21 protein-coding genes and 2 pseudogenes are annotated in these 24,467 nt (G+C 68.4%); 10 read left to right on the top strand and 13 right to left on the bottom strand.

All coding sequences use genetic code 11. From position 1 onward, the window contains the following. Positions 1–40: 40 nt before the first annotated feature. The 3 genes from ACFVYE_RS40795 to ACFVYE_RS40785 all read right to left on the bottom strand — a co-directional run bounded on the left by ACFVYE_RS40795 (position 41) and on the right by ACFVYE_RS40785 (position 3,611). Positions 41–1,054 (bottom strand): transposase, encoded by a 1,014-nt coding sequence (locus tag ACFVYE_RS40795; protein WP_389608642.1) that lies wholly within the window; start codon positions 1,052–1,054, stop codon positions 41–43. 443 nt (positions 1,055–1,497) lie between these two features. After that, positions 1,498–2,739, bottom strand: coding sequence for a PP2C family protein-serine/threonine phosphatase (locus ACFVYE_RS40790; protein WP_389608641.1), 1,242 nt, complete (start codon positions 2,737–2,739; stop codon positions 1,498–1,500). A gap of 749 nt (positions 2,740–3,488) precedes the next feature. Continuing rightward, on the bottom strand, positions 3,489–3,611 hold the full coding sequence (locus tag ACFVYE_RS40785) for a hypothetical protein (RefSeq protein WP_383967946.1): 123 nt from the start codon (positions 3,609–3,611) through the stop codon (positions 3,489–3,491). Between the two features lie 38 nt (positions 3,612–3,649). Between ACFVYE_RS40785 and ACFVYE_RS40780 the strand changes: the two are divergent. Continuing rightward, positions 3,650–3,886 (top strand): annotated as a pseudogene (locus ACFVYE_RS40780) (transposase family protein); the annotation flags it as partial. Here the strand turns inward: ACFVYE_RS40780 and ACFVYE_RS40775 are convergent. Beyond that, positions 3,854–4,943 (bottom strand): annotated as a pseudogene (locus ACFVYE_RS40775) (IS256 family transposase); the annotation flags it as partial. The pseudogenes ACFVYE_RS40780 and ACFVYE_RS40775 overlap by 33 nt on opposite strands. Positions 4,944–4,979: 36 nt before the next feature. Then, on the bottom strand, positions 4,980–5,234 hold the full coding sequence (locus tag ACFVYE_RS40770) for a hypothetical protein (protein ID WP_389608640.1): 255 nt from the start codon (positions 5,232–5,234) through the stop codon (positions 4,980–4,982). 101 nt (positions 5,235–5,335) lie between these two features. On the opposite strand from ACFVYE_RS40770, the gene ACFVYE_RS40765 reads away from it, so the two are divergent. After that, entirely contained in the window at positions 5,336–5,545 is a 210-nt protein-coding gene (locus ACFVYE_RS40765) for a hypothetical protein (RefSeq protein WP_383967951.1), read from the top strand. Positions 5,546–5,934: 389 nt separating this feature from the next. On the opposite strand, the gene ACFVYE_RS40760 is transcribed toward ACFVYE_RS40765, so the two are convergent. The 6 genes from ACFVYE_RS40760 to ACFVYE_RS40735 all read right to left on the bottom strand — a co-directional run bounded on the left by ACFVYE_RS40760 (position 5,935) and on the right by ACFVYE_RS40735 (position 12,283). Continuing rightward, positions 5,935–6,084, bottom strand: a complete 150-nt coding sequence (locus ACFVYE_RS40760; RefSeq protein ID WP_383967954.1) for a hypothetical protein — start codon at positions 6,082–6,084, stop codon at positions 5,935–5,937. Between the two features lie 329 nt (positions 6,085–6,413). Next, a complete protein-coding gene (locus ACFVYE_RS40755) occupies positions 6,414–7,415 on the bottom strand; it encodes a LacI family DNA-binding transcriptional regulator (protein ID WP_383967957.1) in 1,002 nt (333 codons plus the stop codon). Next, complete coding sequence (locus ACFVYE_RS40750; protein ID WP_389608639.1) at positions 7,412–9,187, bottom strand: glycoside hydrolase family 36 protein; 1,776 nt, start codon at positions 9,185–9,187, stop codon at positions 7,412–7,414. The genes ACFVYE_RS40755 and ACFVYE_RS40750 overlap by 4 nt, the downstream gene beginning before the upstream one ends. A 2-nt stretch (positions 9,188–9,189) precedes the next feature. Then, positions 9,190–10,017, bottom strand: a complete 828-nt coding sequence (locus ACFVYE_RS40745; protein ID WP_383967962.1) for a carbohydrate ABC transporter permease — start codon at positions 10,015–10,017, stop codon at positions 9,190–9,192. Then, complete coding sequence (locus ACFVYE_RS40740; protein WP_383967965.1) at positions 10,014–10,943, bottom strand: carbohydrate ABC transporter permease; 930 nt, start codon at positions 10,941–10,943, stop codon at positions 10,014–10,016. The genes ACFVYE_RS40745 and ACFVYE_RS40740 overlap by 4 nt, the downstream gene beginning before the upstream one ends. Next, the gene (locus ACFVYE_RS40735) at positions 10,940–12,283 is read right to left on the bottom strand and encodes an ABC transporter substrate-binding protein (protein WP_383967968.1); all 1,344 of its coding nucleotides are present in this window, start codon (positions 12,281–12,283) and stop codon (positions 10,940–10,942) included. Before ACFVYE_RS40735 ends, ACFVYE_RS40740 begins: the two co-directional genes overlap by 4 nt. Positions 12,284–12,497: 214 nt before the next feature. Here ACFVYE_RS40735 and ACFVYE_RS40730 point away from each other — a divergent pair, with 214 nt between their 5' ends. The 4 genes from ACFVYE_RS40730 to ACFVYE_RS40715 all read left to right on the top strand — a co-directional run bounded on the left by ACFVYE_RS40730 (position 12,498) and on the right by ACFVYE_RS40715 (position 18,135). After that, positions 12,498–14,492 (top strand): CBM35 domain-containing protein, encoded by a 1,995-nt coding sequence (locus tag ACFVYE_RS40730; protein WP_389608638.1) that lies wholly within the window; start codon positions 12,498–12,500, stop codon positions 14,490–14,492. A 617-nt stretch (positions 14,493–15,109) separates the two neighbouring features. Beyond that, on the top strand, positions 15,110–15,715 hold the full coding sequence (locus ACFVYE_RS40725; protein ID WP_389608637.1) for a GntR family transcriptional regulator: 606 nt from the start codon (positions 15,110–15,112) through the stop codon (positions 15,713–15,715). After that, complete coding sequence (locus ACFVYE_RS40720) at positions 15,708–16,541, top strand: PIG-L family deacetylase (protein WP_389608636.1); 834 nt, start codon at positions 15,708–15,710, stop codon at positions 16,539–16,541. The genes ACFVYE_RS40725 and ACFVYE_RS40720 overlap by 8 nt, the downstream gene beginning before the upstream one ends. Before the next feature lie 268 nt (positions 16,542–16,809). Next, on the top strand, positions 16,810–18,135 hold the full coding sequence (locus tag ACFVYE_RS40715) for a TerD family protein (protein ID WP_389608645.1): 1,326 nt from the start codon (positions 16,810–16,812) through the stop codon (positions 18,133–18,135). 52 nt (positions 18,136–18,187) lie between these two features. Here ACFVYE_RS40715 and ACFVYE_RS40710 read toward each other — a convergent pair whose 3' ends face one another. Further along, positions 18,188–19,360 carry a glycosyltransferase gene (locus ACFVYE_RS40710; RefSeq protein ID WP_383967979.1) on the bottom strand — a complete coding sequence of 391 codons (1,173 nt, stop codon included), beginning with the start codon at positions 19,358–19,360 and terminating at the stop codon, positions 18,188–18,190. Positions 19,361–19,418: 58 nt separating this feature from the next. Here ACFVYE_RS40710 and ACFVYE_RS40705 point away from each other — a divergent pair, with 58 nt between their 5' ends. Both ACFVYE_RS40705 and ACFVYE_RS40700 read left to right on the top strand, forming a co-directional pair. Next, a complete protein-coding gene (locus ACFVYE_RS40705; protein WP_383967981.1) occupies positions 19,419–20,204 on the top strand; it encodes a glutamate racemase in 786 nt (261 codons plus the stop codon). A 59-nt stretch (positions 20,205–20,263) separates the two neighbouring features. Next, a complete protein-coding gene (locus tag ACFVYE_RS40700) occupies positions 20,264–20,827 on the top strand; it encodes a hypothetical protein (RefSeq protein ID WP_389608635.1) in 564 nt (187 codons plus the stop codon). Between the two features lie 38 nt (positions 20,828–20,865). On the opposite strand, the gene ACFVYE_RS40695 is transcribed toward ACFVYE_RS40700, so the two are convergent. Then, on the bottom strand, positions 20,866–22,029 hold the full coding sequence (locus ACFVYE_RS40695) for an O-antigen ligase family protein (protein ID WP_383967986.1): 1,164 nt from the start codon (positions 22,027–22,029) through the stop codon (positions 20,866–20,868). A 190-nt stretch (positions 22,030–22,219) separates the two neighbouring features. On the opposite strand from ACFVYE_RS40695, the gene lnt reads away from it, so the two are divergent. Continuing rightward, the gene (gene lnt, locus ACFVYE_RS40690) at positions 22,220–23,821 is read left to right on the top strand and encodes an apolipoprotein N-acyltransferase (RefSeq protein ID WP_383967989.1); all 1,602 of its coding nucleotides are present in this window, start codon (positions 22,220–22,222) and stop codon (positions 23,819–23,821) included. 30 nt (positions 23,822–23,851) lie between these two features. Then, positions 23,852–24,331 (top strand): NUDIX domain-containing protein, encoded by a 480-nt coding sequence (locus tag ACFVYE_RS40685; protein WP_383967992.1) that lies wholly within the window; start codon positions 23,852–23,854, stop codon positions 24,329–24,331. Positions 24,332–24,467: the final 136 nt, after the last annotated feature.

Below are 24,467 nucleotides of genomic sequence, written 5' to 3'. Positions count from 1 at the left end.
CTTCGACTGGGTACCCAAGTCGGTGGCAGGCTCGTCTCATTCAGACTGGCGGTTTCCCGCGGATGCGACAAGGTCGTGAGACACAGCGCGTCAGCGCTGTCGGTAAGCTCTCGTGAAGCGGACCTTGAGCCGGACTGCGAGCCGCACAGTGATACGAGACCTTTACAACGTCCGATTGCGGCCTGCGGAGGGCGCTGCCACACTGCTGACCGGCGAGGAAGAGCAGCGCCTCCGGGCTGTGTTGTTCAGTGAACTCGGCAACAAGATCGCCGACCAAGGCTGGGCACGTTTCCCGGAGTACACGCCTGAAGACTGCCGTCGGCTGGTCGATGTCGCGCACCGTCTCGCCTCCTGCAAGGGGGCAGCATGTGTTCGTCGAAGCCGAAGACCAGTGCCGCCTCAGGCTCTGCCTCGCCGGATACGAAGCGCTGCCGAAGCCGTTGCCGACGCGTTCGAGAACTGCCGGCTTGGCGGTGCGACCTCGCGTCGCACCCCCGATCTGGCAATTGTCGATCTGCCCCGACGTCCCGGTGTACTGCCGGCCGACCCCTGCCGAAGTGGTGCCCTTCTTGACGAACCCCGTGTCATCGGTGATCAGCACACCTCCCGGTCCGAGGTGCTCGACCATGTAGTTGCGCACCTCGTCGCGCAGGGCCTCAGCATTCCAGCGGGCCCCGTTCAGAAGGTGCTGGACCCCTTCGGGAGTGCGATGGCCAGCGTATTCGGCCAGCTGCCAGCCGTTCTTCCGCGTCACCGGACCCAGCAGACCACGGACGTAGTCCCGCGTCCGCCACCGCAGATCCACCCGGCCGAACAGACCCCCAACCCGCCCCAGCAACGACTCCAACTCAGCCGCCCACACGTCCACTTCAACAGTCCCCGCTATACCCCGTACAACGAACACCCCCAGCCCAGGACACGAAATCCCGCTGGAGCAGTAGAGGTAGATCGGTTCGATCGATTGCAGCAGGACCTGGACGCCCTTGCGAGGCTCGTTGGAATGGTCGGCGTCCGGGGGATGCCTGAGCTTCAGGAGGTGGGACGCGAACTGCACAGTAAGACCGGGACCACCTATCGCGCCTTGGTCGTGTGGCATGAGGCCAGGAAGGCAGGCCAGGATGACGAGACTCCATCAGTAGCGTTCTGGGATCTTCGCCGAGAACTGCTCGAACCCCTGAACACGTTCATCACCTTGTCCGATGAGGCTGTCTGTGAGACACCGGAACGGTGAGATCAGCACTCGCCGCCGGACGACGGAGTCGTCAAGGTGCTGTCCAAGCTCGGGCTCTGGCTCAATGTGGAGTATGCGCGCTGAGTGACGAATGTCTGCCTGGGATGGGTCCACAGTGCAGACGAGGGAGAGTGGCGCCGGGAGGTTCACCGGATCCTGTGGCGACGGCTGCCTTTGTCCTCTGGGCCGAGGGCGGCTTGGCGAACGGCGGATCGGCCGTGGGGGCTTCGGCGCCGTCGGCTCCGTGGGGACGGGTGTTGGTCGGCTCAATCGAGGGTGGCGAGATGATCGGCGTCGCCGCCCCGCCACTCGATGAGGAAGATCGTGGCGTCGTCGCTGGTGATGCCGCCTCGCTCTTGTTTCAGGGTGTGGGAGAGTGCTCGCACCACCGCCCGCACCGCGGTGTGGTCACGGATGACGCGGTTGGTCCACTCAATGAGTTGCTCCTCACCGAACTGTTCCCCGCCGGCTTGGTGCTCCTCGATCAGGCCGTCGGTGAAACACAGCAACCGGTCCCCGGGTTGCAGCATCCGCTCGCTGACTTCCGGCTGCTCACCGCCGAAGCCGACCGGCAAGGTGGTCGGGCTCTCCAGCCGGTCCACCACGGCGCGGTCACGGATCAGCAGCGGTGCCGGGTGGCCGGCGTTGACCCATTGCATCCGGCCCGTGGCGATGTTCAGACACATCATCTGCGCGGTGACGAAGTGGTCGGGTCCGAATTGCTCGTTGATGGCTTTGTCCATGAACGCATACACCTGGGACAGACCGGTGTTGGCCCGTCGCGTGTGGCGATAGGCACCAATGGCCACCGTCGCCATGGTCGCCGCGTCCAGGCCGTGGCCCATCGCGTCGAGCATGGCCACATGAAGGATGTCGCCGTTGAGGGCGTAGTCGAAACTATCGCCGGCCACGTCGTACGCGGGCTCCAGGATTCCGGCCACCTCAACCTGCGGAACAGTCATCGACAGCGGGGGCAGCAACGACCACTGGATCTCCGCGGCCACGCTCATCGGGGCGCTGCGCCGGGCCTGGAAGAACAGATCGGTGTAGGCGTCCTTGGTGACGATCATGTCTGCGACCAGACCGGCGAGTCTGCGCAGCAACCGCCGGTCGTCGTCGTCGACGCTGTCCAGGGTGACGGCCATCGCCCCGATCTGGTCACTGCCGTCCAGCAGCGGCAGATACATGCGCACACTGCCGTCCTGCGGCACCTCTACCGTCTTGCGGCTCAGGAACGCCTCGCCGGCGGGGGAGTCCTCGACCGGTTCGGGGTCACTGACCGTCAGCCGCCGTCCCGGCAGCGGCACCAGCAGCAATTGTTCGTAGTCCTGCAAGAGGATCGAGAGGTCCCGGCCACCGACCCTGGCCACCTCTTCCGCGACGAGCGGGGCGATCAACTGCGGCGGCATCTCGTGAGCCCGGTCCAGCAGCACACCCAGCAACCGCTCACCAAACCCCTCCGACCGGTCCACCCCAAACTTGCTCGGCTTCCGCCCGCCTTCGGTCATCGCTGCTTGTTCCCTTCGTCCCGCTGCCTCGGGGGACTCGCTGGGCGGCTGTCTTCCCGAGGTGCTCGCCAGGCGGTCTGGTGCTCGGCTTCGGTGGCCACGGGCCGGTGATTGCCCTCTTCCGCCCCCTCGGCGCTGGTGCCTTCAACACCCCGGCCACGTATTCCGGCTCGCAGTGCCCCGACCCGACACAGGCCCCGACACACTCGGATCCATCGGGCACTCAACCGGGCACTCAACGGCAATCCGCGCGAAGAGCGCTCACACGCCCGTACAGTCGGGGCTCCGCGCACGACAGTGATCAACCCGTACAGCCTGACACCGCCAACCGCCCCAACGAGTCGATTACGCCAGCGGCGGCATGTCGCACCCGGGCAGAACCGTTGGCATGCATGGTCTCTTGCGTAAACGGGTCCTCCTCGGGCGATCCTGGTGTCTCAAGCCCTGCAACCGGGTTGCCAGCACCACCTCGAACGTGTCCACGGCAAGGTCTCTCTTCGCGTCGCCCCGCTCGGGTGACTGCTGCTTGGTGATGCCCGGCGACAGCATCGGCTTCGGGGCGAGGTGCCGCCGGGCCCGTACAGGGTGACATGGCGAACTGGCATCGCCGCAGGTCAGCTCACAGTCACGCGTAGAACGTACGCGCGGCCCGCGCTGATGGCCTCGGCTTGCTCGCGCAGATCGGCGGGCGCGAACCCGAGTAGAGCGTGGTCGGCCGCAGCGCGCAGCAGCGGCAGGATCTCCGCCGGTCACTGGCCGCGGCGGGTCGCGGCGAGCTCGGCAAACGACTTCTGGTACGGGGCGCCGTACGAGCTGGTGCTGTCCGTCAGCGGCCGGTCCAGGTGCTGGCTGTCCACTCTGATCTCGCCCATGGCTACTCCCGTGCAGAGGGGCCCGGCCGGTCCAGGCCCTCGCGGCAGCCCTGGCCCCGGACCTGGCGACGGCGGTCCGCGCCGCCGTAGCCAAGGCGTACGTGATCCTGGACGGCACCCTGCTGCCGATCGACCGGATCGCCGTCGACAGGCCCTTCTACAGCGGCAAACACCGCAAGCACGGCATGAACATCCAGGTCCTTGCCGACCCGCACGGACGGCTGCTGTGGGCCTCGCCCGACGGCGGCTCGGCTGCCGGAGCCCTTGGCGACCTTGGTTCTCAGCCGAACGGTGGCGAAAGTCGACTCGATGGGGTTCGTGGTCCGCAGGTGGATCCAGTGCTCGGCGGGGTAGTCGAAGAACGCCAGCAGCTCGTCCTCGTCGTCGATGATCCGCTTGACGACCTTGGGGTACTTCGCTCCGTATTGCTTGGCGAAAGTGGCGACGGACTTGGCCGCGTGCTCTTTGTCCTCGGCGTTGCAGATCTCCTGGATCGCGCTTGGCGGCGGGCTGGGCCGACTTCGGCAGTGTGTCCAGGACGTTGGCGGTCTTGTGCACCCAGCACCGCTGGTGGCGGGTGTTGGGGAAGACCTCGTTGAGGGCGTTCCAAAAGCCGAGTGCGCCGTCTCCGGCGGCCAGGTGTGGGGCCCGCATGCCCCGGCGGGCGCAGTCTCGCAGCATGCCGGCCCACGCCTCGGATGATTCGCGGTATCCGTCTGCCATCGCGGTCAGTTCCTTCGTGCCGTCAGCGCGCACACCCATCAGCACCAGAACGGCGGCCTTCGCCTCCTCCAAGCGGATCCGCAGATGCACGCCGTCGGCCCATATAGCGGACAGGTCGCGGTCCATGAACGCAGTGTGGTCAGACTGTCACTGGGCAGTCAGCCGGGTCACCGTCGCGGGCGAGAGGCCCGCCGAGGAGCCCAGGGACTGCTCGAGTGCGGGAACGAAGTCACCGGAGGACAAGCCATGGAGGTGGAGCAGCGGCAGCACTTCGCTGATCTTCGGGGACTTGCGGCACCAGGGCGGCAGGATCGCCGAGGAGAACCGCTTGCGCTCGCCGGTCGCCTCGTCAACGCGCTTGTCGTTCACGCGCGGGGCCTGCACCTCGACCGCCCCGGCCGCCGTGGTGACCTTCCTTGGCTGGTGGAAGCCGTTGCGTACGACCAGACGCCGGCCCCACTCGTCCCTCTGGTCCGCCAACTCGGCCATGTATGCGTTGACTTCGGTCTCCAGCGTCGCGGCATGCATCCGTCGCGTACCGGCACGGACGATCTCGTCGATCAGGGAGCCGTTCGGGGTAGTGCCATCGGCGTTGACTGTGCCGAGCACAGGCGCGCCTTCCCGACCGACGTTCGCAGCGTCGGCCTACTCGATGACCTTCAATCGATCACTTGGGAAGGTACGCCCTTCGCGCGCCACCCCGAGGCCGATGCACAGGTCTTGAGCATTGCTCACTGGCCTGTTGTTCTCTGCCACTGAACTTTGACCATTTGCCACTGAACCTTGACGAACGACGGTTTGTGCCACTGAACCTTGACCACCCAGGTCGAAGCGCTCGTCATCACCTGTGGTTCGCACGTTGCGTACGCAGGTCAGATCACTGATCAGCATTGCGGGCACGCCGGGCCAGGTAGGCGTACCGGCCGGCCCCCCGTTGAGGCGCTCCCGTCCGGCCTGAAAGGATCACTGGGACCGTACGAACGAACGCAGGGGCGGGGAGCATGGTTGTTCTGGTGCTGATCGGCGTCTTGGCGCTCGTTGTCGGCGGATGCGCGTGTGTGGTGTGGGCGGAGCGCGGCGGCCCCCGCTGGGTCCGCGTCGTGGCGACCATGACGCTTACTGCAAGTCACCTACTGCGTCATGCCCAGAAGAACCGGCGCCGGAGTCGAATCACCGGCAACGGGAACCGCGACGATGGAAGCGGCGACTAGGAACCTCAACGAACCGCCCCGGGCCCGCTACGGTTCAGTGGCAATCCGTCAAAGTTCAGTGGCAGAGGACAGCTGCCCCGTGACAACGAACTTTGACCTTTGCGATCGAACTTCGAGTGGCTGTGCGGTGAGGCCTGTGGTGTCGATGGTCCCGTTGTCGGAAGGGCCCAGGGGCGTCGCTCTGATCTGGAAGGCAAGGCCGGCGGCGAGTAGCGTTCGGCCGGTCGGACCCCGGTTCTCCTGTCAGTGGGCGGGGGTCTCGTGCTGCCTGACGGCAGCTGTTCTGTGGCGGCGAGCCATGAGGGCGCGCCGCGTGCTCGGGATCGCCTCTTGCTACACGTTCGCGTGACGTTCCGCCCGTGCCGATTGCGAAGATCGAAAAGCCCTGATCAGTCCGTCGCCAGCGCGTCGGTGCCCATGTCTGGACGCATGGCGGTTCGGACGTGCGCCAAGGAATTCATCACCTCTGGGAAGATGCGTTCGCACTCCTCGTCACCGTTCTCCATGCCTGTGCCGGTCGCGTCTCTCAGCTTGCGCACGCTCCGGAAGTACGTGCCGGCTCGACGACTGCGCGGGGTGCAAAGACCTCAAGCTGATAGCGCAGTTCGTAGCACCTGGCGAACGTCTGTCGCGCCACTACGATGCGCTCAGCATCGGGGAGAGAGCGATCAAGGGCGATGACCCGTAGGTCGCTGCGAACCTGCGCAAGCGTCGCCAGGCAGGCGCTGTATAGCTCCCGCTTGCTGCGCCTCCACTCTTCAGCCGTCTCGCGTCGGTCTTTGCGCACCTCCACGGGGGCCGTCGATCCCATGGCGATGGTCGCACCGAGAAGTGTGGTCGCCAACGTTGTCCATTCCATCTCAGCAAGCTAAGGCGACTCGGGGGCCGGACCGCTCGAGGAGCGGATGACCAGCTCGGGGTCGAACAGCAACTCGCCGGTCGGCACGTCCCTGTTGCTGACAAGTGCCAGTACGCTGCGGCCCACCCCCAGCGCCAGCCGGTCGGCCGGCTGCCGGACCGTGGTCAGGGGAGGGTCCACGAACTCGGTGATGGCCGAACCGTCGTAGCCGACCACCGACACGTCACCGGGTACGGAGCGGCCCTGGCGGCGAATGCCGCGGATCGCCCCCAGGGCCATGTAGTCGCTGGCCGCGACGATCGCCGTGGCGCCGAGACCGAGCAGCAGGCCCGCCGCGGCCTGTCCGCCCTCCACCGTGTACGACTGCCGGATCACCCGATCTTCGGCATCCTCGATGCCCCGCTTGGCCATGGCGTCGAGAAAGCCCTGTACACGCCGGTCGGCGGGGTGGTTGCCCGTCGGCCCCGAAGCCATCCCGATGCGCCGGTGCCCCAGACGGTAGAGATGGTCGACCGCCAGCTCGGCGGCCAGCGCGTCGTCGGTCGAGAAGACCGGTGCGGGCACCCCGTCCGCGAACTCGCCGTTGATCCCGACGTACGGGACGCGGCGCTGGCGCAGCAGCTCGTACGTCTCCGTGTCCGCGCCCTCGACCGTGTTCGAGGCGGAAAGGAAGACGACGGCCGCGACGCCTTTGTCCACCAGCGCGGAGATGAAGTCCCGCTCCTGCACACCTCCAGGGAAGGCGGGGCACAGCACCGTCTTCAGACCGTGCGGCGCGAGTGCCGACTCGATGCGTTCCGCGACATCGGCGAAGAACGGATTCGACACGAACTCGGTGATCACCGCCACCAGTTGGCCCTGTGTCTGCCGCTCGTAGCCGAGCTCGGCCATCGCCTGCTCGACTGCGTCCCTGGTCTTCTTCGACACGCCCTGCCGCCGGTTGATCACCCGGCTGACGGTGGCCTCGCTGACCCGCGCGCGGGCTGCGACGTCGGTGATCCCGACCTTCATCGCGGTCTCTCCGTGATCGTGAGTGATGCTAGACCTCCGCGGGGGACAACCAGTGATCGGGCTCCCTCCGGCATGAACGTCAGCCAGGCCTCAATGATACGGCCGTCAGGCCCGTGGATCACGCCCTGGACCCAACCCCCGGCACCGCGCACCTCAACCATCACACGTCCGTGGGCCGCCCCGTTGACCAGGTGGAAGTGGCGGTAGGCGGTGAAGTCCAGAGGGACCACCCGGTCGCTGTGCACACTCAGCAGACAGCGGTCGCCCGCGGCCGCCTTCACCAGCGGGTACAACTCATCGGGCCTGCCGGGCTCGACCTCTCCGTCCAGGAGCAGTTCGCGGTGCTGGTGCCACTGCCGAAGCCAGAACGCGACCGACTCGCGGTGCGCGCCGGGAATCCGGTCGAGGCGTACGGAGATCTGCGGCACCGAGTGCAAGGCCCCGATCAGCTGCCGCGCCACCGACTCGACGGGTGCGTCCGGGGACCACAGCAGCATGTCCGAGTGGACGGCTCCACCGCTCGCGAGCAGCGAGGTGTCGATGGTGCGCACCCGGTTGGCGGCCGCGTCCGCCGGGCAGTCGAAGGACCGGAGCATATTGCCGAACGGTGCCATGCCGGGACCGACATAGGGCTGGCGCAGCTCCAGCAGCAGGTCAGGCCTTACGGACTCCAGCGCGTCGCGCAACTCCGTCAGCAGTGTGATCACGGCTCGGCCGACGTCCCCCGCACCGTCGCCCGCGTACACCATGGCCTCGTCGAGGAAGTCGACCTTCAGCCCGTCGAGGCCGAACTCGCGTACGAGGCCTACGCACAGGTCGACGACATGGCGCCGTACCTCGGGCCTGCGCGGGTCGAGGACGTGGGCGCCCGGCGCCCCGGCGCGCGGGGCGAAGGGTGCCCATGTGGCGTGGCATGCGGCGTCGGGGCCGAGCAGCAGCGGTGCGATCCACGCCATGTACCGCAGCCCGCACGCCCGGACGCGTGCCACGTGCTCGGCGAAATCCGGGAACTTGGCCTGGTCGGGCCGCCAGTCCCCGCACCCCGCATAGCCCCGTCCGTGACCCAGCTCCTGCCAGCCGTCGTCGAGGATCAGCACCCCGCAGCCGAGGCCCGCGGCCAGCTCGGCCTGGGTCTCGACCGCTTGTGCGGAGACGTTCTGGTTGAAGGCGTACCAGGTGGAGTAGACGGGCGTGCGAGCCGAATCGGGCGTTTTCATAGGGGTGAGCGACTGCGTGAACCAGCCGCGCAGGGACCTCATGGCTGTCGCCACGGACGGCGCACGCGGAACGAGCAGCAGCCGGTGCGGACCGTCGGACGCCGGGAGAAGGAGGTGCACGACGTGGGTGTCGTTCTCCTCCGATACGCCGAAGCGGACGGTTGTCTCCGGGACCGGGTCGGCTGCCGCGAAGGTCAGCATGGTGGCGCCGGAGTGGTCGTAGAGGCAGCCCGCGGCGTGTCCGTCGACCAGCGAGACTCGGGCACGCCCGTCCCAGTCGGCGAGGAGGGTGCGCTGCCAGCCGCCCTGAGGGTGCCAGTAGCCGGCAGCATCGCCGAGTGGCACGGAGAGGCGGACCTCGACGGGGGCGCCTTCGGCCCGTACCTCCAGCAGCCGCAGTCCGCCGGGGAGATCACCGAGAACCCAGGAAGCCTGGGCGCCGGGCGCATGAGCGAGGAGGGCGATCGACACCTCCTCGAGCAGCGGCTCATAGGGGGCGGGAGCGAGCCCTGCTGTCGTCACGGCCTCGTCGGTCTCCACAGCGTGGTTTTCCATGGTCACTCCTTCACGGCGCCGGCGAGCAGGCCGGAAACGAAGTGGCGCTGCAGCGCCAGGAAGACGACGACCATCGGGATCGCGGCGATCGAGGTACCGGTGAGGATCGCGCCGTAGTCGGTGTCGTCCAGGCCTTGCAGGGAAGCGAGGGCCACCGGGATGGTGAATGAGGCGCCGTCGCGCAGGATGATCAGCGGCCAGACGAAGTCGTTCCACTGGTACAGGAAGAGGAAGATCGCCAGGGCGGCGAGCGCGGGCTTCATCGGCGGGAGTACGACCTTCCAGAACAGGCGCAGTTCGCCGCAGCCGTCCATCCGGCCCGCGTCGAGTAGTTCGTCCGGGAGCGAGGCCATCGACTGGCGCATCAGGAAGATGCCGAAGGGCAGTGCCAGATTGGGCATGATCACGGCCTGGTAGGTGTTGAGCCACTGCAGCTCGGCCATCATCTTGAACAGCGGAACCAGGGTGACCTGGGCGGGGATCACGAGCCCGAGCATGAGCAGCCCGAACACTCCCTCGCGTCCGCGGAAGCGATACTTGGCGAAGCCGTATCCGGCGAGCGCGCAGACCGCGCCCGCGCAGACGGTGTAGACGACCGCGATCAGCAGCGAGTTGAGGACGACCCGGCCGAACTGCGCGGACTCCTGCAGGCTGGTCAGGTTGTCGAGGAGATGCCCGCCGGGCAGCATCGGCGGCGGGCTGTCGAAGATCTCCTTGGAGCTGTGCGTGGACGCGACCACCAGCCAGTAGAAGGGGATGGCGACGGCGGCGAGCACGATCGCGAGTCCCGAGGTCAGCAGGATGCCCCTGCCGCGATGACGCGTGTTCACGACTTGTCTCCCAGGACGCGGAACTGGATGACGCCGAGGAATCCGATCAGTACGGCCAGGGCGTAGGCGATGGCCGACGCGTAGCCGAAGTCGAAGAACTTGAAGGCGTTCTGGTACAGGTACACACCGATGGTCAGGGTTGCGTTGTCCGGACCGCCGCCGGTGAGGATGTACGGCTCGTCGAAGATCTGCAGGGTGCCGATCGTGGAGAGCACAGTGGTGAGCAGGATCGCGGGACGCAGACCCGGCAGCGTGACATGGACGAAGGACTTCCAGGCACCCGCTCCGTCCACGGCCGCGGCGTCGTACAGCTCACCCGGAATGGTTTGCAGCCTGGCGAGCAGGATCACCGCGTTGTAACCGGTGTAGTGCCAGGTCAGCGCGAGCCCGAGGGAGATCTTCGCCCACAGGGGGTCGGTCAGCCACGGGACGGCGTCCATGCCGGCCAGACCGAGCAGCCAGTTCACCAGGCCGTAGTCCTTGTTGAGGAGGACCGAGAAGATGATTCCGTACGCCACGAGGCCGGTGACCATCGGCATGAAGAACCCGAGCCGGAAGACAGTCCGGCTGCGCAGCAGCGTGGAGTTCAGGGCGACCGCGAGTCCGGTGGAGAGCGCCAGCATCACCGGCACCTGGACGGCGAGGATCACCGCGGTGTTCTTCAGGGCGGTCCAGAACAGCGGGTCGTCGAGCAGCCGGGTGTAGTTGTCGGCGCCGACGAAGGTGTCGACCCCGTCGATCGTCTTGTGGAGGCTGAGGACGAAGGACCAGCCGATGGGGTAGAGCTTGAACACGGCGAAGAGCAGCAGCGCGGGCAGGACGAAGAGGTACGGAGCCAGGTGCCGCCCTCGCCGAAGCCGCGGGCGCCGCGCCACGCCCCCGGCGGGGACGGGCGGCGCGTTCTTGCCGACGAGCGTCGCGGTCATCGGGCCTTGCGTCCAGTCTGCTTGGCGAGCTGCTCCGCGGCCTCCTTGAGGACCTTCGCCGGGTCGGCGCCCTTGAGGAGGACCTTGGACTGGGCGTCGGTGACGAGCTTGAGCGCGCGGGCGTAGTCGGAGGTGTAGTTGAAGGCGGGCGAGGGCGCCTTGAGCGCTTCCAGGAAGATCTCACCCTTCTTCTGGCCGCTGAAGAACGCCGACGGCTCGTGGAACACCGCGTCGTCGTAGGCCTTCATCAGGGCCGGGGCGATGCCCTTGCCCTTGTAGATCTTCACCTGCGAGGCCGGACGGGTCAGTACGAACTCGATGAAGGTCCAGGCGGCGGCCTGGTGCTTGCTGCTGCCCGCGACCGCGAGATGGGTGGAGTTCACGGTGGCCGCGGTGGAGCCGCCCCGGCGCACGGCCGGTGGGAGGCGGACCTTCCACTTCCCTGCCTCCTCGGGCACCTGCCCCTCGATGATGCCGCCGAACCAGGTGGGCCAGGGAAGGACGGCTGCGGTGCCCTTCTTGATGGAGCTCATCAGGGCGTTCCAGCCGCCCGCGAGGTCGCTGACGAGGCCGGCGTCGTTCATCGTCTTGATGAGCGTCATGGCCTTCACGGCCTCGGGGGAGTAGAGCGTGATCTCTCCGTCGAGGTTGAAGTAGAAGGCGCCCTGCAGCTGGAGCAGTGTCTGGAAGAAGTTGGCGGCGTCCGGCTGTGAGGCGGGCTTGTCGATGCCGAGCAGGTACGTTCCGGTCTTCTTCTTGATCTCCTTGCCGGCTTCGATGGTCTCGTCCCAGGTCTGTAGCGCGTCGGCGTCGACCCCGGCCTTCTCGAAGATGTCGGCCCGGTAGTAGAAGCCCGCGGAATTCGCCTCCCAGGGCAGGGCGTTGACCCGCTTGCCGCCTGGCGCGACGGTCTGCCACATGCCTTGCGCGAAGGCGTCCTTGTACGTGTCCGCGCCCAGCTTGCTCAGGTCCGCGAGGCCGTTCGGGAATTGCTCGACGTACCCCGGGAGGTAGTCGACGCCGATGTGCAGAACGTCGGCGAGGCCTTGGCCGCCTGCCGCCATCGCGGTGGTGATCTTGTCCCAGATCGCCGGGTTGCCGATGTCCTCGACGGTGACCTCGATGTCCGGGTACTTCTTGTTGAACTCCGGCACGAGGGCCTTCATCTCGGCAGCCGGCCCCTGCCAGGACCAGACCGTGATCTTCCCCTTCTGCTTGTCGCCGGTGGCCCCGGAAGTGCCCGTATCGCCCGTGCCCGAGCAGGCGGTGAGACCGGTGAGGCCGGCTCCGGCCGCGATCGCGCCACCGATCTGCAGAACTCTTCGACGTTGCAGTTCCATCACTGACCCACCCCTGCTCACACCTTTGCGGAAGCTGACTGGCCGGGACTCTAGCAACGCCGTCTTCAGACTTGCAATGAGGTCATGAAAATTTTCAGTCCGATCTCGCAATGGAATTTGTTGCACCCATTGCAAACATTCGAGTCAGGTTGCTAGCCTGCCGCGCGCCCAAGTCGACGAAGACCGGCCGCACCCCACAGTCCGGGAGAAACCGATGACACGTTCCCGTTTGTCGCTGCTGTCCGCATGCGCGCTGCTCGTCCCGCTCACCCTGGGCGCCCGGGCCTCGGCCGCCGCGCCCACCGAATCAGGCAGCACCCGCACGACCGCGACCGCCCACGCGCCGGCACTGCTCACCGTCGTGAACCCCGGCTTCGAGCAGGGTTCCGGAGGCTGGCAGTTCACCCACGGGACCGGGCTCGCCACCAACTACCCGCACGGCGGGACCAAGTTGATCTATCTGGACTCCGGCGCCGGCAACAAGGTCTCCCAGACCGTGACGGCCTCGGCCCAGGGGACGTACGACATATCGGCCTGGATCGCGACGGGCGGCGCGAACGGCGCGTACGTCGCCCGTGTCAACGGCACTGTCATCGCGTCCCGGACCCTGCCCAGTGCCTCGAACTACCGGCGCTACACGCTCAGCCGGATCACCCTCGCCCGGGGCGACAAACTGGAGATCGCCTTCGAGTCAGGGGACGGCTGGGTCAATGCCGACGATCTGATGGTCTCGCCCTCTTCTCCCGCGGACCCCCGGGTCAGCTCCTCGGACCCGAAGATCGTCGAGATGTTCGACTGGTCCAAGCGCAAGGCCAACAGCTGGGTCCAGCTGCCGGGCACCCAGGGCCCGCTCAACGTCGACGAGGGCAACACGAGCGGCAGCGGCACAGGCACGTACGCGGCCTCCTACTGGGCCGGATACGCCAACCGCAGCGGCTACTACTCGCGCGACATGGCCCACCAGTTGGCCGGCGCGGGGGTTCTCGGCCTGAGCGCCGAGAACAGGACGATGCTCCGCTCGTTCGCCGCGTCCGCCACCGAGGAGCACAAGTACTACCCGGTGTGGGCGCTGAACTTCGACGCCAAGACGTATCTCTCGATCGACTACCGCAGCCCGACCAGCTTCGTCCGCGAGGTTCCCGCCACCTTCGAGCTGGTACAGAAGGCCGACGAGGCGTATCGGTGGAGCGGCGACAGCGCGTACGTCAACGACCCGGCCATGTGGGACTTCTACCGCCACGCCACCAACGAATTCGTCGACCTGCACGACGGCCTCAAGGACAACGGCACCGTGAAAGTGGCCGAGGGCACGGGCCAGGGCATTTTCCAGGGCACCGCCAGCTACAACGAGCAGAGCGACGAGCCGCTCGCCGAGGCGGGCGACGCGATCGGCTCCCAGTACCAGGCGTACCTCGCGATGGCCTCGCTCGCCCGCGGCAAGGGCAACCCCACGCTCGCCGCGACGTACGGCAAGAAGGCCCGGGATCTGAAGGCGTACTTCAACTCGACCTGGAGCGGTACCGGATCGGGCGGGAACATGGTGCGGGGCTACACCACCGACGGGCGTGCGCTGACCGGCTGGGGCAAGGAGAACAGCTGGTTCATGCCGATGAAGCAGATCATCGATCCCGGCGCCCGCCGCGAGGCATACCTCGACTACATCGACCAGCAGGCCTCGGGCTCGGGCAAGCCCTCCAACATCGAGGCGATCACCTACCTGCCGGACACCTTCTTCAAGAACAACCGCAGCGACACCGCCTGGAAGTGGATGAAGTACGTCTACGACCAGAAGGACATCCAGCACGTCAACACCAAGCAAGGCACCAACGGCGACTATCCCGAAGTCTCCTTCACTCTGCTCGGCCAGACCGTCGAGGGCCTGATGGGCGTCGTGCCCAATGCCCCCGCACAGGCCCTCACCACCCAGTCCCGGCTGCCGTCCGGCATGGACTGGCTCAAGATCGACGACCTCCGGATCGGCGCCGGGACCTTCTCCCTGCGGCACGACGGGACCACGAAGTCGACGCTGACCAATGCGTCGGGCGCGTCCGCCTACACGTGGGAGGCCCGCTTCCCCGGCACCCACTCCACGATCAAGGTCGACGGCGTTCCGTGGCGGGCGCGGACGAAGGTGGTGGACGGGACGACGTACACCTACGCCACCCCGACCGTGGCCCCGGGCCGGACGGTGACGGTCCAGGTGGGCTGAGGAACGCGGCATGGAAGGGCACGGCCTTGTCCTGCCGCAGACCGGCCTGGTGCTGTCCGGGGCCCTTCCGGTCGTCTTAACGCCCTCATGACCGAGGTTCAGCGCATCTCGGAACCGGTCCCCTGAGTCGGGCGACGCCTCTTCAACGTGGTCCACGGACCATGAAGCGAGACCAGCGAAGCCAACTCGCGTCAGCCGCTTGACACACACAGAGGGGCTGATCAGCGGTCTGCCAATGCCTCCAAGCCGGTGGCACCACCTTTTCGACCGTGATCGACAAGGAGCTCAAGTCATGCCCGGCTCGGAGGCTGGTCACCCCGTTGCGGGGCCACGCATACGGTGTGGTGGCCTGCCGTTGAATGAGCCGGGATACAGAAAGCATCGATGCATTCGGACGGTCTCGTGGACTGTGACACCACCAACCACCACGCGACAGGACCGTTGATCGTCCTCACGGAATCTGACCCTGGAGGAGGCGGCGTTTGTCACCGGGTCCGGGTACCGCTTGACCATGATCCGCGCACATCAAGCTGTCCCTCCCGGCCCCGGCATCTCACGGGTGCACGTCGCGGAGGCCGGTACGGAGCGTGGCTCCAGCCGCGGAAGGGGAGGTCCAGATGGCTGTCCGGCCGTATGCCGCACGGGAGTTGAAGTTCCAACGCCTGGCGGCGGAGTTGCGCCGGGGGGTTCTTGACGGCGCCCGGCCACAGGGCAGCAAGCTGCCGACCGAGCAGGAACTGGTCGCGGAGACCGGCCTTTCGGTGACCACGGTCCGGCGTGGCTACGAAGTCCTTGTCGAGCAGCGGCTGGTCGAGCGGCGGCAGGGTGCCGGGACATTCGCGGCGCCGCGGCCCGGCGCCATCCGCCATGTCTCCGCGGTGGTGGGGGTGCTGGTACCTACGACATCGTCGTACCACCCGAGAGTGCTTCAGGGGATCGAGGAGGCTCTGGCTGTCGCGGGGGCGCGCATGGTCCTGGTGTGCTCCCACGACGACCAGGTCGTCGAGCGCGAGGCGATCGACCGACTTGTCGGCCGGCCGCGCCGGGAACAGCCGGTCCGGCCCGCACTGTTGCATCGACCGAGGGGCCGGCGCCGCACGGGCGGGGAACACGGAGACCGCAAGGTCGTCCGTCCCGCCAGGATCCGGGCCCCAGGGTCGCGGTACGCCCGCCGCGCACTCGGACCAAGACGTATTTCTGCAGGAGGACTGTTTCATGACTGACCGGCCCTTGACGCTCATGGCAGTACACGCCCACCCCGACGACGAGGCCACCGGAACCGGAGGGGTCCTCGCGCGGTACGCGGCGGAAGGCATCCGCACCGTTCTCGTGACGTGTACCGACGGCGGTTGCGGTGACGGAACGGGGGGCGTCAAGCCGGGCGATCCCGGGCACGATCCGGCGGCCGTCGCCTTGATGCGCCGTCAAGAACTCAAGTCGAGCTGTGACGTCCTGAAGGTCAGCGATCTGGAGGTGCTGGACTATGCCGACTCCGGGATGATGGGCTGGCCGAGCAACGACGCCCCCGGATCCTTCTGGCAGACCCCCGTGGAGGAAGGCGCTGCCCGACTTGCGGAACTCATGCGGCACTACCGACCGGATGTGGTCGTCACCTACGACGAGAACGGCTTCTACGGCCACCCCGACCACATCCAGGCCAACCGCATCACGATGGCGGCGCTGGAGATGACCGCGCTGACACCGAAGGTGTACTGGACGACGATGCCCCGCTCGGTGATGCAGCGGTTCGGGGAGACCATGCGCGAGTTTCATGAGGACATGCCGGAGCCGGATCCTGCCGAGGCCGCCGCGATGGCCGAGATCGGTCTCCCCGACGATGAGATCACCACGTGGGTGGACACCACCGCATTCAGCGGTCAGAAGTTCGATGCGCTGGCCGCGCACGCCAGTCAGGGCGAGAACATCTTCTTCCTCAAGATGGGCAAGGAGAGGTTCGGCGAGTTGATGGGCATGGAGACCTTCGTACGTGTCAAGGACGCCACCGGCGCGGCCGTACCCGAGAACGACCTCTTCGCCGGACTGCGCTGATCCGCCCGTCCGACCGGGGCCCGGGAAAGCACATCGGCCGCGCGGAGCGATCGAGCGGGCCACACACCCGGAGTCTTGTCCACGCGAGTTCCCCTCCGGCAGCCCGCGTCCAGGCCCTCGCCGGCGGTTTCGACGCGTGCCCGCACTGCAGGACGAGTTCCCGGGGGGTTGTCGGCGGATCGCCGGACGGTGACTGCGCCGCTGTAGGCCCCGTGAGGGGCAGGGGATTAGGTTGGCGGAGAAAAGCCTTCGGGCAGCCGGACTCGCGATGGGGGCGGGCATGACCATGCTAAAAGGAGCCAATGTTCCGGTGGCGGCTCACGCCGTGCGGGTCGAATTGGGGTGGCGCGCCTCCCCGGGGACGCCGGACGTGGATGGCTCGGCGCTCCTTGTCGTGTCGGGAAAGGTGCGCAACGACGCCGACTTCGTCTTTTACAACCAGCCCTCCCACGCATCCGGCGCGGTGCTTCACGAGGGCAAGCGGACCACCGGTGACGGGGTGACGGACAGTCTCGCGGTCGACCTGGCGCGCATCGAGCCGGCCATCGAGCGCGTGGTCCTGGCAGCCTCCGCGGACGGCGGCACCTTCGGGCAGGTGACGGGGCTGTACGTACGGATCATGGATGCGGCGGACGGCTCGGAGATCGCGCGCTTCGACAGTGCGGATGCGACGGTCGAGACCGCATTCATTCTCGGCGAGCTCTACCGGCGCCAGGGCGCCTGGAAGTTCCGCGCCGTCGGTCAGGGATACAGCACCGGTCTCGAAGGTCTCGCGTCGGACTTCGGTATTTCCGTCGATGAACCGCAGCAGCCCCAGTCGTATCAACAACCCCAATCGCCTCAACAACCCCAGAGGGGAACACGGGTTGGCCATCTGCCGCCACCCCCGCCGGTGCTTCCGCCCGCGCCGCCGACGGCGCCACCGGCACCTCCCGTACCCCCGGCCGCCCCGCCGGTCCGTCTGTCGAAGGTGACTCTCACCAAGGACGCGCCATCGGTCTCCCTCGCCAAACAGGGCGGCACTTCGGGAGCACTCCGGGTGAATCTCAACTGGGAAGTGCGCAAGCAGTTCAAGGGCTGGGGAAGCAAACTCGGCAGAGCGGTCGCCAACCACGCGGACCTCGACCTCGATCTCTGCGCCCTCTACGAACTCACCGACGGCCGCAAGGGAGTCGTACAGGCGCTCGGAAACGCGTTCGGTGCACTCCGGCAGCCCCCCTATATCCATCTCGACGGGGACGACCGCACCGGCGCCGTTTCCACCGGCGAGAACCTCACCGTCAACCTCGACCAGAAGGACAAGCTCCGCCGCGTCCTGATCTTCGTCACCATCTATGAAGGCGCCCGGAGTTTCGCCGATCTCCATGCGACCGTCACCCTCCGGCCCCAGCACGGCGCCCCGATCGACTTCTCCCTCGACGAATGCACCGTCCCGTCCACCGTCTGCGCGCTCGCGCTCCTCACCAACAACGGGGGAGACCTCACGGTGCAGCGCGAGGCCCGCTATCTCGTACCCGAGCGCGGAGTGAGCCCGCAGCGCACCATCGACTACGCCTATGGATGGGGCATGAACTGGACACCCGGCCGTAAATGACCCCCCGGGGGTCCGGCCGGCACTGCGGCCATCGGCCCACGGACAGCTCCGCTCAACGATCCGGCGCGGCCTCGGGACGGGCGTACGTACGCCCCTTCCAGGCCGCGCCCCGTCCTCGGTAGTGCTGAACCGCCGAATCGACCGTCATCAGCAGGTAGAGCACAGCGGTGAACGGCAACAGCGGCGCCAGCCACAGCGACTGCCGGTAGTAGCCCAGCATCGGCATGTACGTCCCGGCCATCACCGCCCACGCCACCCCGCCCGCCCACGCCGCCACCGGAGAACCGCCCAGCAGCCCGGCGACGAGCGTGACCGGCGGCGCGAGATAGACCAGTGCGAGCCCCAGCACCGTTCCGAGGAGCAGCGGCGGACTGTGCCGCAACTGGGCGTACGCGCTCCGTGACACCATCCGCCACAGATCCGCCAGCCACGGATACGGCCGGACGCTGTCCACCCGCTCCGCGAGCCCCAGCCAGATCCGGCCGCCGCTGCGCTGCACCGCCCGCGCCAGCGACACATCGTCGATCACCGCCTGCCGGATCGACTCCGGCACCCGCGCCCGGTCCGCCGCCGCGGTCCGCAGCAGCACACATCCACCTGCCGCAGCAGCCGTCCGCGCCCCCGCCCGGTTCACCCACCGGAACGGATAGAGCTGCGAGAAGAAGTACACGAAGGCCGGTACGACCAGCCGCTCCCAGACACTCGACACCCGCAGCCGGGCCATCTGCGAGACCAGGTCGAACCCGCCCGAGACGGCAGCAGCGACCAGCCCCCGCAGGCTGTCCGGCTCATGCGCGATGTCCGCGTCCGTCAGGAGCAGATACTCCGGCTCCCGGGCCCGGGCCAGCGAGATCCCGTGCCGCACGGCCCAGAGCTTGCCCGTCCAGCCCGGCTCCGGCTCACCGGGCGACACCACCGTCACCGGCAGGCCTCCGTACCGTACGGACAGGGCACGGGCGATGTCCCCGGTGCCGTCCTTGCTGCAGTCGTCGACGAGGAAGATCTCCGCGGCCCCCGGATAGTCCTGCGCCATCAGCGACGGCAGACTCACCGGCAGCATGTCGGCCTCATCACGTGCGGGCACGACGATCGCCACGGACGGCCAGTGGTCGGGGGCCTCCCGGCAGGGCAGCCGCTGATCGGTCCGCCAGAAGAACCCTTGTCCCAGCAGCAGCCACACCCATGCGGCCAGCGAACCCACGGCGATCCAGGCAACGGCACTCATTTGCCGCAGTCTGCCCCACTGCGGCGGAACCGCAAGGGCGGTCGACTAAGGTGACCGGGTGAAGATCGCGCTCATGGATTCCGGAATCGGCCTGCTCGCGGCCGCCGCCGCGGTACGTCGGCTCAGGCCCGACGCCGATCTGGTGCTCTCCTCGGACCCCGGCAGCATGCCCTGGGGGCCGCGTACCCCCGAGGACGTGACCGCCCGCGCGCTGGACGTGGCCCGCGCGGCCGCCGCCCACCGGCCCGACGCACTGATCGTCGCCTGCAACACCGCTTCCGTGCACGCCCTGCCGGCGCTGCGCGCCGACCTGGAACCCGCACTGCCGGTCATCGGCACTGTTCCAGCCATCAAGCCGTCCGTCGCCGGTGGCGGCCCCGTCGCGATCTGGGCCACGCCCGCCACCACGGGCAGCCCCTACCAGCGCGGACTCATCCGGGAATTCGCCGGCTCCGTCGCCGTGACCGAGGTCCCGTGCCCGGGTCTCGCCGACGCCGTGGAGCATGCGGATGAACCGGCGATCGACCGGGCCATCGCCGCAGCCGCCGCACTCACCCCGCACGATGTGCGGGCCGTGGTCCTTGGCTGCACCCATTACGAACTGGTCGCCGAACGCATCCGTGCCGCCGTGCGTCAGCCCGGTCTGCCTCCGGTCGCGCTGCACGGCTCCGCCGGTGCCGTCGCGGCCCAGGCACTGCGTCGAATCGGGGTCGGACCCGCTCCATCGGCCGAATCGGCCGGCGGCCTCACGGTCCTCCTCAGCGGGCACACCGCCGAGCTGCCGCAAACCGCTCTGGCCTACGTCGAGGGGCAGCTGCTGGGGGCCGTCAGTCCCGCCCGCTGATCCTGCGGAGGCCGTTGGACCCATCCCGGGGGTGCGGATTCTTAAGTACGCTGCTTGACATGAGGGACCACCCCCGAAAACCGAGGCACACCGGAGCAGACCCCCACTCCGAGGTCTGGGTCGGCCGGGCCACCAACCGGGCCCAGTGGGTACTCGCCGCCGCAGGCGCGGCCTGTCTGGCGCTCGGCATCCAGTTGGCCGTCACCTCCGACTGGGCCTCCGGAATCGCCCCGTTGCTGATGTCGGTGATCGGCTGCGTCGCCGCCGGACTGCTCATGCTGTTCGGCACACTCGCCTTTGTGAACGTGGCCGTCAGGGTCGACGGGGATGCTCTCGAAGTGCGCTGTGGCCACATGGGCCTGCCGCGCCGCCGGATTCTGCTCACCCATGTGGTGGGCGCGGAGTTCGCACCCCAGGTCACCCCGCGCCAGTGGGGCGGCTGGGGCTACCGCTGGCGCCCCGACCAGGGCACGGCCGTGGTGGTCCGCAGGGGCGAGGGCCTGGTGCTCCGGCTCGGTGACGGCAGGACGTTCACCATCACGGTCGACGATGCGGAAGCGGGCGTACGGTTCATTCGCGAGCGCCTGCACCTGTCGGCGACCGGCGCACCGGCCGGGGCCTGATCGCGGCCCGATGCGTTCCTTCGGGACTCGCGACCGGCTCAGAGCGGGGTGGAGCGGTCCGCTCGGCGGGCTGCGTCGCCGGGAGGGTTGGCCGCCCCGTCTGTGCTCTCGGGACCACGTACCTGAATTACGTCATCCGGACCACGTGCCCCGTCCGTACTGTCCGCCCCTGTCGTACCGTCGCCGATGGGCCGCCGGGCCGACGCCAACCCCGCGAGCAGCCCCGCCCCTGCGGTCACCGGCGTGAAGCTCAGCGCATTGCCGACGCTCGCCAGCACCGCGAGTGCGGTGAGCGCGGCGCCCGCCGTCAGGACGACGGCCGTGGTGCGGGGTGACCGCCACAGCACGTACAGCAGCCAGCCGAAGGCCGACCCCAGCAGCATCACCCCCACCACCCCCTGCTCGGCCGCCTGCTGCAGAGGCGCCGAGTGCGGCCTGCCGTCGGAGTGGACGCTCTGCTCCACGGTGGGGCTCAGCTCGGCGAACCGTCCCGGGCCGATGCCGAGCACCGGATGTTTACCGGCCAGCTCCAACGCGTCCTGCCACAGCAGTACCCGGTTCGCGGTGAGCGGACCCTCCAGGGACACCATGAGGCCTTGGGGCAGCGCGTCCGCGGCGACCGCCCACGACGTACCGACGACGAGCCCGGTGGCCAGCGCGAGCCCGGCGAGGCCGAGCAGCCGTTGCCGCATCCTGACGGCGGCCAGCGAACACAGCAGCACCCCGAGTGCCGCGGCGAACCCGGCCACCGAGCGCAGTGCCAGCGCGGCGCAGGCTGTGCCGAGCGCCAGCAGCCGCAGGGAGAGCCGCAGTGGTGCGTGCCGGGACGCCGCCGCCGCGCAGCAGGCGGCGCCCGCGGCGAGCACCAGCAGTGCGGCGGCAGCCCCGGCGTGACCGGGCGCCGTGTCCACCGTGGCCGTGGCGCCAGGCATGCCATGACGCGAGCGGAGTCCCATGAGGAGCGCCCCCACGGCGGCAACCGTGGCTGTCGCCACCGGCAGCAGCGTTCCGCAGATCCGTCCACAGGCGAAGCCCGCGGCGACGGCGAGCAGCGCCAGCAGGACCCCCTCCGGACCGGTCTCCCGTCCGGCGGCGCTGATCAACGACCAGACCACGCAGGCGGCGAGGATCACGGCCCCGGCTCCGTCGGAAGCGTTGCCGCGTTCCCGCGCCCGGCCCCGTCCCGCTGGTGCAATCGTCACGTTCGCCCCCGACCTGTGACCGTCCCGTTCGCGATCGGCCGGATACGGCCGATCGGTGGGGGGCTGGCGGATACGGTAACGCCATCGGCCCTGATCTGTGCGGGAAAGTGGCGAAACGATCCGGCGCGAGGGGTTCCATCACGCGAGCGGGGCTGCCGGACACACAGCCGACCACCGTAGACTCCGCCGGGTGAGCGCCACCATCACCCCAGTCGACGACCCGCAGCGGCCCGCGTCCACCCCCACGTCCCGGGGGAGACGGGTGATGCCGCGGCTCGTACGGCCTGCAGCCGCCGTGATTTCGGGAGTACTGCTGTACCTGAGCTTCCCGCCCCGGCCCCTGTGGTGGCTGGTTCTGCCCGGCTTCGCCCTGCTCGGCTGGGTGCTGCACGAACGCAGACTGCGCGCCGCGTTCGGCCTCGGCCTGCTCGCCGGACTGGGCTTCATGCTGCCGCTGCTGCACTGGACGGGCGAGGAGGTCGGTCCGGTGCCGTGGCTGGCACTCGCAGCGGCCGAGGCGCTGTTCATCGCGGTCGGCTGCATCGGGATCGCCGCCGTCTCCCGCCTCGCCTGCTGGCCGGTGTGGGCCGCCGCTGTCTGGATCCTCGACGAGGGGATCCGGGCCAGGGTGCCGTTCGGCGGCTTTCCCTGGGGGAAGATCGCCTTCGGGCAGGCGGACAGTGTGTTCCTGCCGCTCGCGGCCGTGGGCGGCACGCCGCTGCTCTCCTTCGCGGTGGTGCTGTGCGGCTTCGGTCTCTATGAAGCGGTACGTCAGTTCCGTACCTACCGCAGTACGCGTGAGGTGCCCCGGGCCGCCGTCGCCGCAGCCGCCGCGACCGTCCTCGTACCCGTCGCCGCCGCACTGGCCGCCCTGCCGCTCGTGGACGACTCGGCCGAGGACGGCACCGCGACCGTCGCCGCGATCCAGGGCAATGTGCCGCAGCTCGGCCTCGACTTCAACTCCCAGCGCCGCGCCGTCCTCGACAACCATGTGCGCCGCACGGAACAGCTCGCCCAGGAGGTGAAGGCGGGCAAGGTACCCCAGCCGGACTTCGTCCTGTGGCCGGAGAACTCCTCCGACCTCGACCCCTACCGGAACGCCGACGCCCGGATCGTGATCGACGACGCGGTGAAGGCGATCGGCGCACCCACCGTGATCGGGGCGGTGGTCGAGCCCGACACCGGCAATCTGCGCAACACCCTCATCCAGTGGGATCCGAAGAAGGGGCCTGTCAGCACCTACGACAAGCGCCACATCCAGCCGTTCGGCGAGTACATCCCGATGCGCTCCTTCGTACGCCTCTTCAGCTCCGACGTGGACCGTGTGCAACGGGACTTCGGCCCCGGAAAGAAGGTCGGCGTCTTCGACCTGGCGGGTACGAACGTGGGGCTCGTGACCTGTTACGAGGCGGCATTCGACGATGCCGTACGGGACACGGTCGAGCACGGCAGCCAACTGATCGCCGTACCCAGCAACAACGCCACCTTCGGACGCAGCGAGATGACCTATCAGCAGCTGGCCATGTCCAGGGTGCGGGCGGTCGAGCACAGCAGGTCCGTCGTCGTCCCCGTCACCAGTGGGGTCAGCGCGGTCATCCGTCCGGACGGGACGATCGTCCGGAAGACGAAGCTGTTCACCGCGGACGCGCTGGTGGACAAGGTGCCGTTGAGGTCCTCGCTCACGCCCGCGACCCGGATGGGCACGCTGCCCGAAGGAGTCCTCGCACTGATCGCCGTGGCGGGGCTCGGCTGGGTCACCGTCCGTTCGGTACGGCTCCGGCGGAGCCGCTGATCCACTCGCACGCCACGTAGGGTCGGGCCCATGGCTACTCCTGATTTCATCCGCGAGATCCGCGCCACCGCGGGCCAACAGCTGCTCCTGCTGCCGGGCGTCACCGCCGTGGTCTTCGACGATGAAGGCCGAGTGCTCCTCGGACGCCGTTCCGACACGGGCAAGTGGTCGGTCATCGGCGGCATCTGCGAGCCGGGTGAGCAGCCTGCGGCGACGGCGGAGCGCGAGGTGTACGAAGAGACCGCTGTGCGCTGTGTGGCGGAGCGGGTGGTGCTCACACAGGCCCTGGAACCGGTGCAGTACGCCAACGGCGACCGCTGCCAGTATCTGGACGTCACCTTCCGCTGCCGGGCGACCGGTGGCGATGCACGCGTCAACGACGACGAGTCGCTGGAGGTGGGCTGGTTCCCGGTGGACGCGCTGCCGCCGTTGAACGAGTTCGGGCTCTTCAGGATCAAGCAGTCCCTGACCGACGGACCCACCTGGTTCGAACCCACTGCCCAGCAGTGACATCCGGCGCTGGGCGGGGGGGGCCCGGGCTCGGGGCCGCCCCGCCGGCACCGCGCCGACGGGTCGGGGGGGGGGCCGGCAGGCCCGGGGGGGGGGCGGGGCCGCGGGAGCCCCCCGCAGGTTCGCCCGGTACCCG

Origin of the sequence: Streptomyces sp. NPDC058239, from assembly GCF_042882185.1 — a bacterium.
Taxonomy (GTDB): Bacteria; Actinomycetota; Actinomycetes; order Streptomycetales; family Streptomycetaceae; genus Streptomyces.
Note: the sequence above shows the minus strand (reverse complement) of the source record. Positions and strands in the feature narration are given on the sequence as shown.